Genomic DNA, 14,032 nt, shown 5'->3' on the forward strand with positions numbered 1-14,032 from the left:
ATGGCGCGGCCGAGGATACGGAACGCGGCAGCCGACATCTTCGGGCCCCTGCTCTTCAGCCTGATCGTGCTGGCGGGCTGCTTCTACATCGTCGCCTCGAAGATCCAGCACTATCCGGCCTGGCTGGTGACGTCCGCCCCGGTGGCGCTGATGCTCGTCTATGCTGCGATGCTGCTTTCCCTGCGCGCCTTCCGGCTCCGGCTCGATCACGCCGCCGACAACCTCTATTACATGGGCTTCCTGTTCACGCTGACCAGCCTCGGCGTCTCGCTCTACCAGTTCCGCGCGGAGGGGCCGGCCGAGGAGATCGTGCAGAATTTCGGCGTCGCCATCGCCTCGACCATCGCCGGCATCGCCCTGCGGGTGCTGTTCAGCCAGATGCGTCAGGACCCCCACGACATCGAGCAGACCGCGCGGCTCGAACTCTCCGAGGCCGCCCGGCGCGTCCGGCGGGAGCTCGACGCCGCGGTCATCGATCTCGCCAATTTCCGGCGCGCGTCGCAGCAGATGCTCGTCGACGGGCTGACGGATGTGCGCGGCGGCATGGCGGCGACGGCGACCCGGATGATGGAGGATTTCGCCGGCCTCACCGCCAAGGCCGCCGAGCCGCTCGAAGCGACCTCCAGGGTCTCCAGCGACACGCTGGCGGCGCTGGCGAAGTCGGCCGAGGAAAGCGTACAGGCTTCGGCCCGGCGCCTGGCCGCGGAAACCGACCACCTCGCCGAGGGCACGCGGCACATTTCCGAATCGTTGGAGACGACGTCACGCCAGCTGGCCGCGGTGCAGACGCCGACCCAGCTCATCGAGCTCAAGCTCGAGCCCGTGCTGCGCGATCTCTCGGCGGCCGTCGCCGACCTCGCCCGTCGCGCCGACATCGGCGCCGAACGCGAGGGAGCGGCGTCGGCGGCCCTGGCGCAGGCGCAGAAGATGCAGGTCGAACAGAGCGAGCGGCTCGGCGAGCTTTCGGCGGCCATCGCCGCCCTGACGCGCCAGATCGAGACGACGACGGGCGTGCCGGTCAAGCGGAGGGCCTTGCGGCAGAAGCTGGTCGCGTTGTGGGACAGGAAGGCGGAGCCTGCCAAATGACGACGCAGACCTCGATCGGCACCGACCGGCGGGCGTTTCGCAAGGGCGTCGTCCTCGGCCTGACCATGGCCGAGATCATGCTGCTGCTGATCTTCTGCCTGCTGATCGCAGCCTCCGTCGTGTTCCAGCGCGAGCACAAGGCCAATCAGGACCTCGCCGCCCGGCTCGCGGAGAAGAGCGAGGATCTCGACCGGGCGATCGCCGACAGGAACGGCATGGCCCGCCTCGCCGAGGCCGCGCGGCGCGGCACCGCCGACGCGCCGGCGGCGGGCGACGACTGGCGCAAGCTCGTCGAGGCCCAGCAGGCGGTCGCGCGCCTGGGGGAGGCCGGCCTCACGGTCCAGCGCGTCACCGACCAGGCGCAGAAGCTCGCCACGGTGGTGCCCCTGCTGGAGCAGGGCGCGACCGCCTCGCAGATCCGCCAGGCACTCGACCAGTCGCACGAGCTGCGGCAGAGCCTCGAGGCCGCCGATCTCAGGACGGCTTCGATGGCCGATATCGCCCGCTGGGCCGCGATCGGCAAGCAGGCGGAAGCCGACCGGGGAGGGGGGCGCGGGTCGCATGACTGGCCGCCAATCGTCAGCCTGAGCGAGGCGAAGGGCTATCACTTCCCCGTCGCCAGCGCCGAGCTGACGCCGGATTTCGAGCAGAAGCTGAAGTCGAAGGTGGTCGACGAGGTCGCTTCGATCGTGGCCCGCTACGACGTCGACGTGGTCGAGGTGATCGGCCATACCGACGAGCAGCCGATGAACGCCGGCGGTTCCAACCTCGATGCCCGGCTGGTGCCGGCGCTCAGCGGCAAGGTGCCGATCGACAGCCTGTCTCCGGCCGACAATGCCGGCCTCGGCATGGCGCGCGCCGTCTCGGTCGCGCGGGTGCTCAAGGCCGATCCCCGCCTCAGGGGCGTGACGGTGCTGCCGATGTCGGGGGGGCAGATGATCCTGCCGGGCGATACGCTCACCGACGGCACGTCGGGCGGCGACGTCCAGGCCCGCCGGCGCATCGAGATCCGCATGCGCCGCTCCGAAGGCCGGATCGCACCCTGACGCCGACATGCTGTCCCCCTCGGCGGAGACGGATGCCGCAAGGCGGGTCGGGAGACCCGCCCACCGGTGCGCCGGTCCCCTGACCGGCACGCAGGCGCCGCGCTTGCGGAAGACGAAGAGCAGACTGGAAGCCAGCTCTTCGGGCGCAGCGTCTTGACGCCGCTCGCCGTTTGCGAGCAACTCCGACTCACACCAAGCTGCAGAAGGCCGGCCTGGTGAGCGCCTCGAAGGGGGCGCGGCGGCTTCCGGCTGGCGCGGCCGGCCGAGGCGATCAGCGTGCTCGACGTCATCGCGGCGATCGACGGCGACAAGCCGCTGTTCGACTGCCGCGAGATCCGCGGCCGCTGCGCGATCTACGAAGGCCGGTCCTGGACGCCGCGCGGCGTGTGCCCGATCCATGCCGTCATGCTGGAGGCCGAGGCGGGCATGCGCGACGTCCTGGCGGGGCACACCCTCGCCGGCATCGCCGCTGCGGTCGCCGCCAAGGCGGCGCCGGGCTTCGGCCAGGAGATCGCGCAATGGCTGGCGGGCCGGTCCGGTGCGCCGCGCCGGAGCCGCGAGGCCGACCGGCGGAACGGCGCGGACGGCTGATGACGGATGCGGGAAGGAGAGATGAGATGGGTTACCGGATTTTCCTGGCCGGCGCCGCCGGCGCCGTCGGCAGGCGGCTCATTCCGCTTCTGCTCGGCGCCGGCCACAGCGTCGCGGGAACGACGCGTTCCGCCGCCAGGGCGGGCGAATTGAAGGCGCTCGGCGTCGAGCCGGTGATGGTCGACGTCTTCGATGCGCGCGCCCTGTCTGCCGCGGTTGCCGCCGCCGGGCCGGAGATCGTCATCCACCAGCTGACCGATCTGCCGCCGGGCGTCGATCCGGCCCGCATGGCCGAGGCGATCACGGGCAATGCCCGCATCCGCGACGAGGGCACGCGCAACCTCGTCGCCGCGGCGATGGCGGCGGGCGCCCGGCGGCTGGTGGCGCAGAGCATCGCCTGGGCCTATGCCGACGGCCCGGAGCCGCATCGGGAAGAAGATGCGCTCGACATCGGCGCGGAGGGGGCCCGGGCGATCAGCGTGGGGGGCGTGATCGCGCTGGAGCGCCATGTGCTGAAATCGCCGCTGGGAGGCGTGGTGCTGCGCTATGGCCGGCTCTACGGTCCGGGCACCGGTGTCGACGCGCCGCCGGCTTCGATGCCGCTGCATGTCGATGCCGCGGCCCATGCGGCGCTCCTCGCCATCGAGGGCCCCAGCGGCATCTTCAACATCGCCGAGCCCGGCGCCCGGCTCGCGACGGACAAGGCGCGGATCTTGCTCGGCTGGCATGCCGATTTCCGGCTGCCGCTCGGCGGGGTCCGGGAGACGGCGCCATGACGATGGCGGCAAACCGCGATTTTCGTCACCGACGATGATTGCGGGCCACTCGTCATACCGGATTGAGCGCGGCCCGCCTATATGATGCCGGGAATCTCCCGATCCGGAATGGGCCTGTGCCCGCTCCGGTCATCTTCGGCCGCGCGGCGGCAAAGGAGGAGCGATGCCAGACGACGTCCACGCCGAAGCGATCCCCGAGGGCGGGCCGGCCGGTGCCGTTCGCCGCCACCGTGTCGTCGTCGTCGGTTCCGGCTTCGGCGGGCTCGAGACGGTCCAGCGCCTCGCCGGCGCGCCGGTCGACATCACGCTCGTCGACCAGCGCAACCACCATATCTTCCAGCCCTTGCTCTACCAGGTCGCCACCGCGTCGCTGGCGACCTCGGAGATCGCCTGGCCGATCCGCAGCCTGATGCGCGGCCGCCCGGAGGTGACGACCCTGCTCGCCACGGTGACCGGCGTGGACATGGCGGCCCGCCAGGTCCTGCTCGACGGCGAGGCGCGCCTGCCCTACGACACGCTGGTGCTGGCCACCGGCGTGCGCCACGCCTATTTCGGCCATCCCGAATGGGAGCCGTTCGCCCCCGGCCTGAAGACGCTCGAAGATGCCACCCGCATCCGCCGCCGCATCCTGCTCGCCTTCGAGCAGGCGGAACGCGAGACCGACCGGCGCCGCCAGGATGCGCTGCTGACCTTTATCGTCGTCGGCGCCGGGCCGACCGGCGTGGAACTCGCCGGCACCATCGCCGACATGGCGCGCGATACCCTGCCGCCCGACTTCCGCAACATCGATACCCATCGCGCGCGCGTCGTCCTCATCGAGGCGGGTCCGCGCGTGCTCGCCGGCTATCCGGAGGATCTTTCGGCCTATGCCCAGCGCTCGCTCGAACGCCTCGGCGTCGAGGTGGAGCTCGGGCGCGCGGTTTCTGCCTGCACGGCGGAGGGGGTCGTCTATGGCGACCGGCGGCTGGAGGCGAGGACGATCATCTGGGCGGCCGGCGTGCGCGCCTCGCCCGCCGCCGAATGGCTCGGCGCGCCGGCCGACCGCGCCGGCCGGATCCAGGTCCTGCCCGACCTCACCGTCCCCGGCCATCCCGAGATTTTCGCCATCGGCGATACCGTGACGATCGCCGGGCCGGACGGCAAGCCCGTCCCCGGCATCGCGCCGGCCGCCAAGCAGGAGGGACGCCATGTCGCCGGCACCATCAAGGCGCGCCTCGGCGGCGCTGCCGGTCCGTCCGCGGCGTTCCGCTATCGTCATCAAGGCAGCCTGGCGCAGATCGGCAAGAAGCTCGCCGTCATCGATTTCGGCTGGATCAAGCTGCGCGGCGCGCTGGCCTGGTGGATCTGGGGCATCGCCCACATCTATTTCCTGATCGGCGTGCGCGCCCGCCTCTCGGTGGCGATCAACTGGCTCTGGATCCACATCCGCAACCAGCGCAGCGCCCGCCTGATCACGCAGGGGAGGGGGGCGGAAGGGCTGCCGGAGACGAGCGGCTCATCGGGGAGCGCGGGCGCCCCGCCCGCTCTTTGAACCGCCACGTCTGCCCGGAGATGCACCGCCCCGTTCCCGAACCGCGGTGCGAGCGGCAGGCGAGAGCGGGCGGGACGCCCATATGCGCTAACATAACGGAAATACCCGCCTTCTCCCGGTTCGGGACACCGCATTTCCTTTGGAAATGCGAAGTCCTGCATGGGAGAAGGAAAATCGCGCTATTGTCGGCAAAGTTAGCGCATATCGGCGTCCCGCCCGCGCTCCCGGGGCTTTTTTCACGCGCCGGCGGATACCCAGGCGCCGCTGCGGCCGGATTCGATGATGGCGTCGCATATTTGCGTCGTTTCCAGCGCGTCGCGGAAGGTCGGCGCCGCCGGCTTGCCCGAGGACAGGCCCTCGATGAAGTCCGCCACCGTGTGCACGAAGGAATGTTCGTAGCCGATCGATAGGCCCGGCACCCACCATCTGCCGAGATAGGGATGGTCGCCGTCGGTGACGAGGATGGAGGACCAGCCGCGCAGCGCACTCTCGACGCGGTGGTCGAACCATTGCACGCGGTTGAGGTCGTGCAGGTCCCAGGCGAGCGAGCCGTGCTCGCCGTTGATCTCCAGCGTGTAGAGCGCCTTGTGCCCCCGGGCGTAGCGGGTCGATTCGAAGGTGCCGAGCGAGCCGTTGGCAAAGCGCGTCAGCACCGCCGCGGCATCGTCGATGCCGACGGCCTGCACCTCGCCGCTCAGGGCGTTCCTGCGCTGCTTGACGAAGGTCTCGGTCATCGCCGTGAGGGTGTCGATCGAGCCGTTGATCCAGATCGCCCCGTCGATGCAGTGGGCGAGCAGGTCGCCGGTGACGCCCGAGCCCGCGGCGCCGACATCGAGACGCCAGGTGCCGGCGCCGCCCTGGGGCACGTCGGGCGAGATGGTCCAGTCCTGCAGGAATTTCGACCGGTAGTGGAAGATCTTGCCGAGCTTGCCGGATGCGACGATCTGCTTGATGAAGGAAACCGCGGGCACGCGCCGGTAATTGTACCAGACGAGGTTGGGGACGCCGGCCTTCTCCACCGCCTCGACCATGGGCAGCGCTTCGGCGGCCGTGCGGGCGAGTGGCTTCTCGCACAGCACCATCTTGCCGGCCCCGGCGGCCGCGATGGCGATCTCGGCATGCAGGTCGTTGGGCGTGCAGATGTCGATGGCGTCGATATCCTCGCGCTCCACCAGCCTGCGCCAGTCGTCCTCGATCGATTCATAGCCCCATGTCTCGGCGAAGGCGGCGGCTTTTTCGGCGTTGCGGGCGGCCACCGCCTTGAGGACGGGCTGGTAGGCGAGGTCGAAGAAATTGCCGACCGTGCGATAGGCATTGGAATGGGCCCGGCCCATGAAGCCGTAGCCCACCATGCCGATGTTCAGTGTCTTGCGTGCCATGGTTTCCCCCTATGCCTGCCAGCCATGGGCATTGCGGACCTCGATCATCGCGCCGAGGATGTCGTTCCAGGTCGATTGGCGCTCCATCACCGCATTGGGGAACATGCAGCCGTCCCAGCAGATGTGCTGCGCTTTCCCTGTGAGATCGCCCTTCTCGTCGCGCAGCCAGTAGCCGGCGTGCTTGACGATATCGAGCTTGCCTTCGGGATCGGTGACCAGGCAGTGCCGGCCGGTCTTTTCGTGGTCGCCCGAGCCGAAGACGGTGCCGTCGTTCTGGGCGACGTGGAAATCGAGCGTCCACGGCCTGAGCGCATCCGCGACCTGCTTGTAGGCGGCGTCCAGCAGCGACCTGTCCTTCCAGTCGTAATCGGGCGGCAGGATGCGGTCCTGCCCGCGATTGTAGCCGAGCGTGTAGAGCATCGAATGCGCCATGTCGGCCTGGTAGCCGACGACACCGGGCATATCGACCGTTTCGAGCAGCCGCACCATCTCGCGCCAGGAATGCATGCCGCCCCAGCAGATCTCGCCTTCCGCGACGAGGAATTCGTCATGGTCCCGGGCGATCCTGCCGGCTTCCCTGAAGGTCTCGGCGATCCGCCTGGTGCCGCCTTCCGGGTCGGCGTCCCAGGCTTCGACGCCGGTGGAGGAGTCGATGCGCACGCCTCCGGTCGGCCGAATGCCGAGCTCGCGCAGTTCCTGGCCGATGAGGCAGGCCTTGCGCACCTGCGTGAGGAAGCGCTCGCGCTCCTCGGCCGAACCCATGGCCGAGCCGCCGCCCGCCCCGCCCCAGATGGGCGCGACCAGTGAGCCGACCTTCAGGCCGCGGCCGGCGATCTTGTCGGCGACCTTGCGGATGGCGTCCCGGTCGCTGTCGATATCGACATGGGGCGCGGTGACGAAGAGGTCGACGCCGTCGAAGCGGACCCCGTTCACCTCGGCGCCGGCGGTCAGGTCCAGCAGGGTGTCGAACGCGATGATCGGCTCGGAATCGGGCGCGCCCTTGCCGACGATGCCCGGCCACATGGCATTATGCAGTTTGGGATAATTGTTCGACATCGTCTCTCCCTTGATATCCGTTATCGGCTTTTTTGAAATCGTTCGTAGCGGGCTGCATCAACGCCTGCGTTGCCGCCATCCGGCCCGCGAGCGTCCGGCTCGTCCCGACCGGCGGGCTGTTCATCCTCTTGCCTCACGCACCGGAACCGGCCGGTTCACCGCATTATCGCGACCGGGCCTGTTTTTCAAAGGGGTAAGTGCCGTTCTGAAATAATAATATAATAGAAGGAGTGGCATGGGCCCGAGCCTTTCCGCTTGGCCTGTGGCGAGGTCGCGCTCCCACGAATATCCGAGCCTCGCGTCCAAACGGAAACGCCCTCCTCCCGGGCCGGGAGGAGGGCGCTTGGCATAGCCGTCCGGTCGGGTCAGAACTTCCAGCCGACCGTGCCGTGGACACCCTGGTCCTGGGTGTCCTTGCCGAACTGGCCGGTATAGGCGATGTCCACCGTCATGGTCTGGGTCACCGCGGCGCCGAGGCCGGCCTCGACGACCGCCGCGTCCTGGGCGATCGGCACGCCGGCGACGGAGAACGGGCTGGAGCCGTCGACCGTGAAGGTGCTGGTCGGGGTGATGTTGCCGAAGGCGTGGCGCCAGCCGAGGGTGCCGTTTGCCGTCATCCCGATGCCGCTGAGATCGAAGGCCAGCGAACCGCGCATGCCGAGCGTCGAGAAGGTGACGCCGGTGTTGCTGCTGCGCGCGGTGAGCGCAGCCTCGCCGCCCTTTTCGGTGAAGCCGTCGGTATGGAGGTTGACATAGGCCAGGCCCGCGAAAGGCTCGAAGCTGGCAGTGCCCGCATCGATCTTGTAGCCGACATCGCCGAAGACCTGCGCCGTCGCGGCATCATACTTGCCGTGGAGGGTGTCGGCGAAGTCGGGCAGCACCACATAGCGGTCGGTGCTCACAGTGTGCCAAGTGTAGCTGCCGCCGGTCCGAAGGCCGAGCGGTCCCCACTGGTTGCCGGCATAGAGGCCGACATTGTAGTCGTCGCTCGAACCGGACGAATTGCGGCCGTCGATGCTGAAGTCCGACTGGCCGTAGCCGCCGAGGATGCCGACCCGCCAGGTGTCGAACACACGGGTATCGATGCCGAGCAGGACCCCGCCGATCGAATGATCGACCGTTGCGGCATTGCCGTCGCCGTCGACATGGCCCCAGGAGCCATAGGCCCGGCCCCAGGCGGTGACGCCGTCGCCCTCGCAGAACGGGTCGTTCTGCGGACCGACATGGTTGGACCGGATGCCGGTATTGCTGCCCCCGGTATCGCAGAGGGCCTGCCGCAGCCGATCCGTCACGGCATCGCGGGTGATGTCGCTCTCACCGATCAGCACCGACTTGGTGGAGGCGTAGGCCTCGCCCGAAAGCTGGTTGAAGGCGGAGCGCGCATCGGCGTCGCTGGTGAGCGACCCGATGACGTTGTGGAGGTTGTTGTCGCCGGGAAGGCTGTCGAGGCCGGCCGCCGTGGCGATTTCATTGCGCGTCACGCCGGCCGCGGCGAAGGCCCGGTCCTGCGTCACGGTTTCCGTGATGGCGTGCGGGTTGCCCACGTCGTCGTAGCCGGCGGTCACCCCGTAGAAGGCTGTGCCGACGAAAGTGTCGTACTGGCCGACGACGCCGCCCGCCGCGGTCAAGACGGTGATGGGCGTGTTCAGCGGCACGTCGACCAGACCGTTGGGCGAGGTGGCGATCGATAAGGTGGCATTGCTCTGGATGGTGGCGACGCCGCTCACCGCGATCAGATCATGGATGCCGCCGGCGCCGACCTGGGCTTCATAGGTCGAGCCGCTTTCCTGCGTGAAATCGCCATTGACGGTCAGGGTGCCGATATCGGCGCCCCCATTGCCGCCGGGCCGGACGATCGAACCGGCCTGGGCATCGAGGGAGCCGTCGGCCGGCGAGGCGGCGGCGGTTCCGATGGTGCCGGTGCCCGATAGGATGCCGCCGCTTCCCAGCGTCACCGCCGACGTCACGGAACCGTCGAGTTCGAGGGCGGCGCCGGTCACCGTGGTGGCGCCGGTATAGGTGTTGGTGCCGTTCAGGACTTCGCTGCCGCCCGAAAGCGTCAGCCCGCCGGTGCCGCCGATGGTGCCGCTATAGGTGTCGTGCGCATCCGTCAACGTCAGGAACTCGGCGCCCAGATCGACGGCGCCGGTGCCCGACAGACTCTTGATCGAGGCGCCGGCCGTGGTGGCGGAGATGTCGAAAGTGGTGCCGTCGGCGAGAGCCAGGCCGCTGGAGGCGGCGATGCTGCCGAGGCCGGACAGCGCCAGGGTGCCGCCGGAGACCGTCGTCGAGCCGGTATAGGTGTTCAGGCCGGACAGGATCAGCGTGCCGTCGCCGGTCTTGACGATGTCGCCGGCCGGCGTGCCGTCGCCGATGACGCCGCTGAGCGTGTCGGTCAGGCCGGTGCCGACATTGACCGTCGGGTCGCCGTCGATGACGATGTCGTTGGCGACGGTGTAGGTGCCGGCGGTGAAGTCGAGCGTCGTGCCGGCCGCCATCTCCAGGACGCCGGTGCCCAGCGCGGTGTCGTTGCCGACCGCGATCGTGCCGTTCTGCAGTACCGTGCCGCCCTGATAGGTGTTGGCGCCGGAAAGCGTCAGCGTGCCGTCGCCGATCTTGGCCAGTTTCCCGCTGCCCGACAGAACGCCCGTCCATGTCGCGCCGAGGCCGTTGGTGTCGATGATCGACGGCCCGCTTCCCCCGAGCGTGGCATCGACGTCCGTCGCCAGGGCCGAACCGGTGACCTGGATGCCGCCGTCGTTCCAGTTGAACACGTAGGTGCCGGTCGCAGCGCCCCCGCCATAGCGCTCGGCCAGCGACGAACCGCCGATCTTCAGAATGCCGCCGTCGAGATCATATTCGCCGTTGCCGTAGCCCGACAGATAGAGCGTGGTGGTGTTGGCGACGGAGAGGACGCCGCCGGTCTGGACGATCTTTCCGGTACCGGCCGTGCCGGGGTCGGCTGCGCTGCTGTCGCCGATGACGAGTTCGGTTGTCACCAGGCCCGTATTCGTCAGATCCAGCTCGCCGCCACTGATGTTCAGCGTGCCGGTGCTTTGACTATGGCCGGTGGTATTGCGGCCGATATCGAACATGCCGTCGTTGAGGGTGAGCGTGCCGCCTTGCAGGTTGTAGATGCCGGTGCCGCCCTGGTTGCCGATGTTCAACAGGGCGCAATGGGCGCTGGTCCCGCAGCCATCGGTGATCAATACGGTGCCGCCGCTCTGGGTCACCGTGCCGGTGCCGCCGAAATCGCCGACCTGCAGGCCCGTAGTGAAGGTGAGCGAGCCGCCGCTGATGTTCAGATTGCCGGTATGGCCCGTGCCTTCGCCGACCGCCAGGTAGCTGATCTGCGTCGTGCCGCTGGTCTGCGCCATGGCGCCGCCGTTGATGTAGGCTTCGCCGTGGTTGATCGTCGCGCCGTCGATCGTCAGCGTGCCCGAACCGGTCTTGGTGAAGGTGCCGTAGCTGCCTTGCCAGCCGTCATTGGTGTTGTCGATGGTGCCGGAGAAGCTGCTGTCGGTGTTGTCGCCGCCGACGACGAGCGACTTGGTGCCGTTCTCGATCGTGCCGCTGCCGGCAAGGCTGCCGACAGTCGCGCCCGACGTCGTCGCGGAGATGTCGAAAATCGTGCCGGCACCGAGCGTCAGGCGGCCCGTCCCGACGGTTCCGGCGCCGGACAGCGCCAGCGTCCCGGCCGAAACCGTCGTTCCGCCCGTATAGGTGTTGACGCCGGAAAGGGTCAGCGTGCCGGCGCCGGCCTTGGTCAGGGCGCCGTTGCCGGAGAAGATGCCGGACCATGCCGCGCCGAGGCCGTTGGTGTCGATGGTCGAGTTCGTGCCCGAGACGAGCGTGGCATCGACGTCGGTCGTCAGCGCCGACCCCGTAACCCGGACCGTGCCGCCGCCCAGGTTGAAGGCATAGGTTCCGGCCATATTGCCGTAATGGCCGACAAGCGACGTGCCCCCGATCGCCAGCGTGCCGCCGTCGAGATTGTAGACGCCGTTGCCGCTGCCGGACAGGTTGAGCGAGGCATCGGCGCCGATCGACAGGGTGCCTGCGGTCTGGGTGATGGTACCGCTGCCGGGCGTGTTGCTCGTGCCGCCGCCCATGACGAGGTTGTCGCCGATGATGAGTTCGCCGGCGGACACGCTGACGGTGCCGCCGTTCAGGTTGAGAAGGCCCGTGCTCGCCGCCTTGTTGGCGTCGTTGCGGCCGATGACGAAGATGCCGCCGCTGAGATTGAGAACCGAACCGGCGCCCGAGATGTTGTAGGTGCCGTTGCCGCCCTGGTTGCCGATGTTGAACGTGGCGCAATGCGTGGGATCGCCGCAGTCCTGCTCCACGGTCACGGTGCCCCCGGTCTGGTTGACCGTGCCGGTTCCGCCGAAATCGCCGACCTGCAGGCCCGTGCCGAAGGTGAGCGAGCCGCCGCTGACGTTCAGGGTGCCGGTATTGCCAGCGCCGGTGCCGACCGCGAGGTAGCTGATATGCGTCGTGCCGCTGGTCTGCGCCATGGCGCCGCCGGTGATATAGGTCTCGCCGCCGGTGATGGTGCCGCCATCGATGGTCAGCGTTCCCGTGCCCGACTTGGTGACCGTGTCGAAGCTCGGGTCCCAACCGTTACCGCTGTTGACGATCGGCGTGGAGCCGAGTGTCTGGTTCACGTTGCCGGCACCGAAGGAATGATCGACGGCATGTGCGAGACGCGGCGCCAGCACAAGCAGGGATACGCTGCAGAGCAGGGCGAATCCGCCATGCCTTGCCCGTCGGGATGCTTTCCGCCGTGCGCGCCGTCCTGCGGCGTCCACCGCAGGCGCCCAACCCAATTGCCCCCGTATCATCGTCTAGTCCTCCCGACCACGACTTCGAGCCACCCCCGCGGCCTCGAAGTCTAGAAATTCCTGTGAAAACGGCGGTGATTCTCTTGGCTGTTGAATAAGTAACCGAAGAAATTGGATCGAATCGAATAAGTCACAAGACAGAATATTTTTGAGTGAATATGAAAAGAATATAAATTACTCGAAACTATCCGTTGCGACTTCTTATAATTCCATAAAAGGGGACATTGTGTGTTTCTTTCCATAATATATTTGTTGACATGAATGAAAGATCTCCTAATAGGTATGATACTGCCATGCTTGGATTCGTTATACGTCGAATCTGTTGCAGTCAAGCCGGCTGAACTTTTGGGAAGAGTGGAATTTCATCACGGTGAACGAGCCGTGACCGTCGCAGAGATGGCGACGGCACGCATGCGCGCAGCGTAGGCCGGGTTCCCGGTGTGGTCGGGGGAGCGGCACGGCGAGCTTCGGCTTGCTCGCTGCCTTGTCTAGGGGACGTCCGTGCGCTCTCTGCTTCGGAAGCGGACGCTTTGCTCGGCGCCGCGAGGCATGCGCCGCCGCGGCCGTCTGGCGGCAGGGAAGGGGTGTGCGCAACCCGATCGGACGGCGGGGAGGGATGGGATGTACGCAGCATTCCGCGGGCGGATGGGCGGAACTGCGGCGGTCCCATGACTTCCTGTTCGTATGGCCGAGCGGCTGCCGCCGCGGAGACCGGACAGAGCGCTGTGCGGAAGAGCCGGCGGAATTTCCGATCAGGAAATGTCTAAAGACACCTGGTTCAATTCGTTCAGTAGGTGATTTTGCCCAGCCGCTCGGCCGTCGCCTGGGTGTTGCGGATGGCGAGCCTGAGAGCGTTGATCTGAAGGGTCGCCATCTCCATCTCGTCGATACCGCAGACCGCGATGATCTCCATGATGGAATGGATATATTTGAGGTCCGCTATGAAGCGCTTCGCCGAGATGCGGTCGAAGACGCGCAGATCGTTCATCAGGAGCTCGATGTCGAGAATCAGGCCGCGCAAGCCGTAATGGTTGCTTGCGTTGAGTTCCTTCTTGATCCTCTCGATGATCGTCAGCTTGTCGTTGACGCTCAGACGGTCGTAGATCGAGGGATGCTTGCCGATCAGGGAGAAGACGATGATGCCGTTGAAGTGGCCGAGATGGGCGCAGAAGACGAGCCAGGCGTCGTTGCCCCGCTGATTCGCCTGTTCCCGTGCGGCCTTGTTGGCCTTGCTGGCGAGGTCCTCCGCCTGTCGCATCTGCCGGTGGATGGACAGGAGCGCGGCGGCGGCGGCGGCGAGGGCGAGCAGGCCCGCGAGCAGGCCCTGATAGCGATCGATCCAGAATTCGACGCAGTAGCCGCCGTAGAGGAGCGTCTCGCGGCCGGTGACATGGCCTTCGATGCTGCCCGCCGCCTGGCAGGAAGCGGGCGTCGTCAGGAGATAGGCGCAGAGGCCGAGAACCAGGATGGCGAGCAGCGCCGCGACCCCGGCCGCCGCCTTGCCGGACAGCTTCATGGCTTCTGTTTCCCTGCTCGTGGATGGCGTGCGGCGGTCGGTTTATATTTTTGCGGACGATGCAGGCGCGGATGCGCGCTCCCCTTCGTCCGCCTGTCGGCATGGTCGTCCCGTTGGCACGTCATCCTGCCTCTGTCGGTGGAAGGGCGCTCGCTGGTGCGATAATGCCTTTCGCTGGTAAAATAAAGCGCCTTGCTGCGGAATGGA

Annotated in this window: 8 protein-coding genes and 1 pseudogene; 5 read left to right on the top strand and 4 right to left on the bottom strand. The window is 67.7% G+C overall.

Annotated features, from left to right (window positions below; translation table 11 throughout):
* The 5 genes and pseudogenes from J3R73_RS02180 (at nt 1) to J3R73_RS02200 (ending at nt 5,030) form a co-directional block, all read left to right on the top strand.
* Complete coding sequence (locus J3R73_RS02180) at nt 1-1,086, top strand: hypothetical protein (protein WP_307421960.1); 1,086 nt, start codon at nt 1-3, stop codon at nt 1,084-1,086.
* Nucleotides 1,083-2,132 (top strand): OmpA family protein, encoded by a 1,050-nt coding sequence (locus J3R73_RS02185; protein WP_307421963.1) that lies wholly within the window; start codon nt 1,083-1,085, stop codon nt 2,130-2,132. Before J3R73_RS02180 ends, J3R73_RS02185 begins: the two co-directional genes overlap by 4 nt.
* Nucleotides 2,133-2,369: 237 nt before the next feature.
* Nucleotides 2,370-2,723, top strand: a pseudogene (locus J3R73_RS02190) (RrF2 family transcriptional regulator); the annotation flags it as partial.
* A gap of 26 nt (nt 2,724-2,749) precedes the next feature.
* The gene (locus J3R73_RS02195) at nt 2,750-3,499 is read left to right on the top strand and encodes an NAD-dependent epimerase/dehydratase family protein (RefSeq protein ID WP_307421967.1); all 750 of its coding nucleotides are present in this window, start codon (nt 2,750-2,752) and stop codon (nt 3,497-3,499) included.
* A gap of 163 nt (nt 3,500-3,662) precedes the next feature.
* The gene (locus tag J3R73_RS02200; RefSeq protein ID WP_307421970.1) at nt 3,663-5,030 is read left to right on the top strand and encodes an NAD(P)/FAD-dependent oxidoreductase; all 1,368 of its coding nucleotides are present in this window, start codon (nt 3,663-3,665) and stop codon (nt 5,028-5,030) included.
* A 236-nt stretch (nt 5,031-5,266) separates the two neighbouring features.
* Here J3R73_RS02200 and J3R73_RS02205 read toward each other — a convergent pair whose 3' ends face one another.
* The 4 genes from J3R73_RS02205 to J3R73_RS02220 form a co-directional block, all read right to left on the bottom strand.
* Nucleotides 5,267-6,409 carry a Gfo/Idh/MocA family protein gene (locus J3R73_RS02205; protein WP_307421971.1) on the bottom strand — a complete coding sequence of 381 codons (1,143 nt, stop codon included), beginning with the start codon at nt 6,407-6,409 and terminating at the stop codon, nt 5,267-5,269.
* Nucleotides 6,410-6,418: 9 nt separating this feature from the next.
* Nucleotides 6,419-7,465 (bottom strand): TIM barrel protein, encoded by a 1,047-nt coding sequence (locus tag J3R73_RS02210; protein WP_307421974.1) that lies wholly within the window; start codon nt 7,463-7,465, stop codon nt 6,419-6,421.
* Nucleotides 7,466-7,830: 365 nt separating this feature from the next.
* Nucleotides 7,831-12,132, bottom strand: a complete 4,302-nt coding sequence (locus J3R73_RS02215) for an autotransporter domain-containing protein (protein ID WP_307421976.1) — start codon at nt 12,130-12,132, stop codon at nt 7,831-7,833.
* Between the two features lie 964 nt (nt 12,133-13,096).
* Entirely contained in the window at nt 13,097-13,825 is a 729-nt protein-coding gene (locus J3R73_RS02220; protein ID WP_307421978.1) for a hypothetical protein, read from the bottom strand.
* Nucleotides 13,826-14,032 lie beyond the last annotated feature (207 nt).

Source organism: Labrys monachus (assembly GCF_030814655.1).
In the GTDB taxonomy this organism is placed as follows: domain Bacteria; phylum Pseudomonadota; class Alphaproteobacteria; order Rhizobiales; family Labraceae; genus Labrys; species Labrys monacha.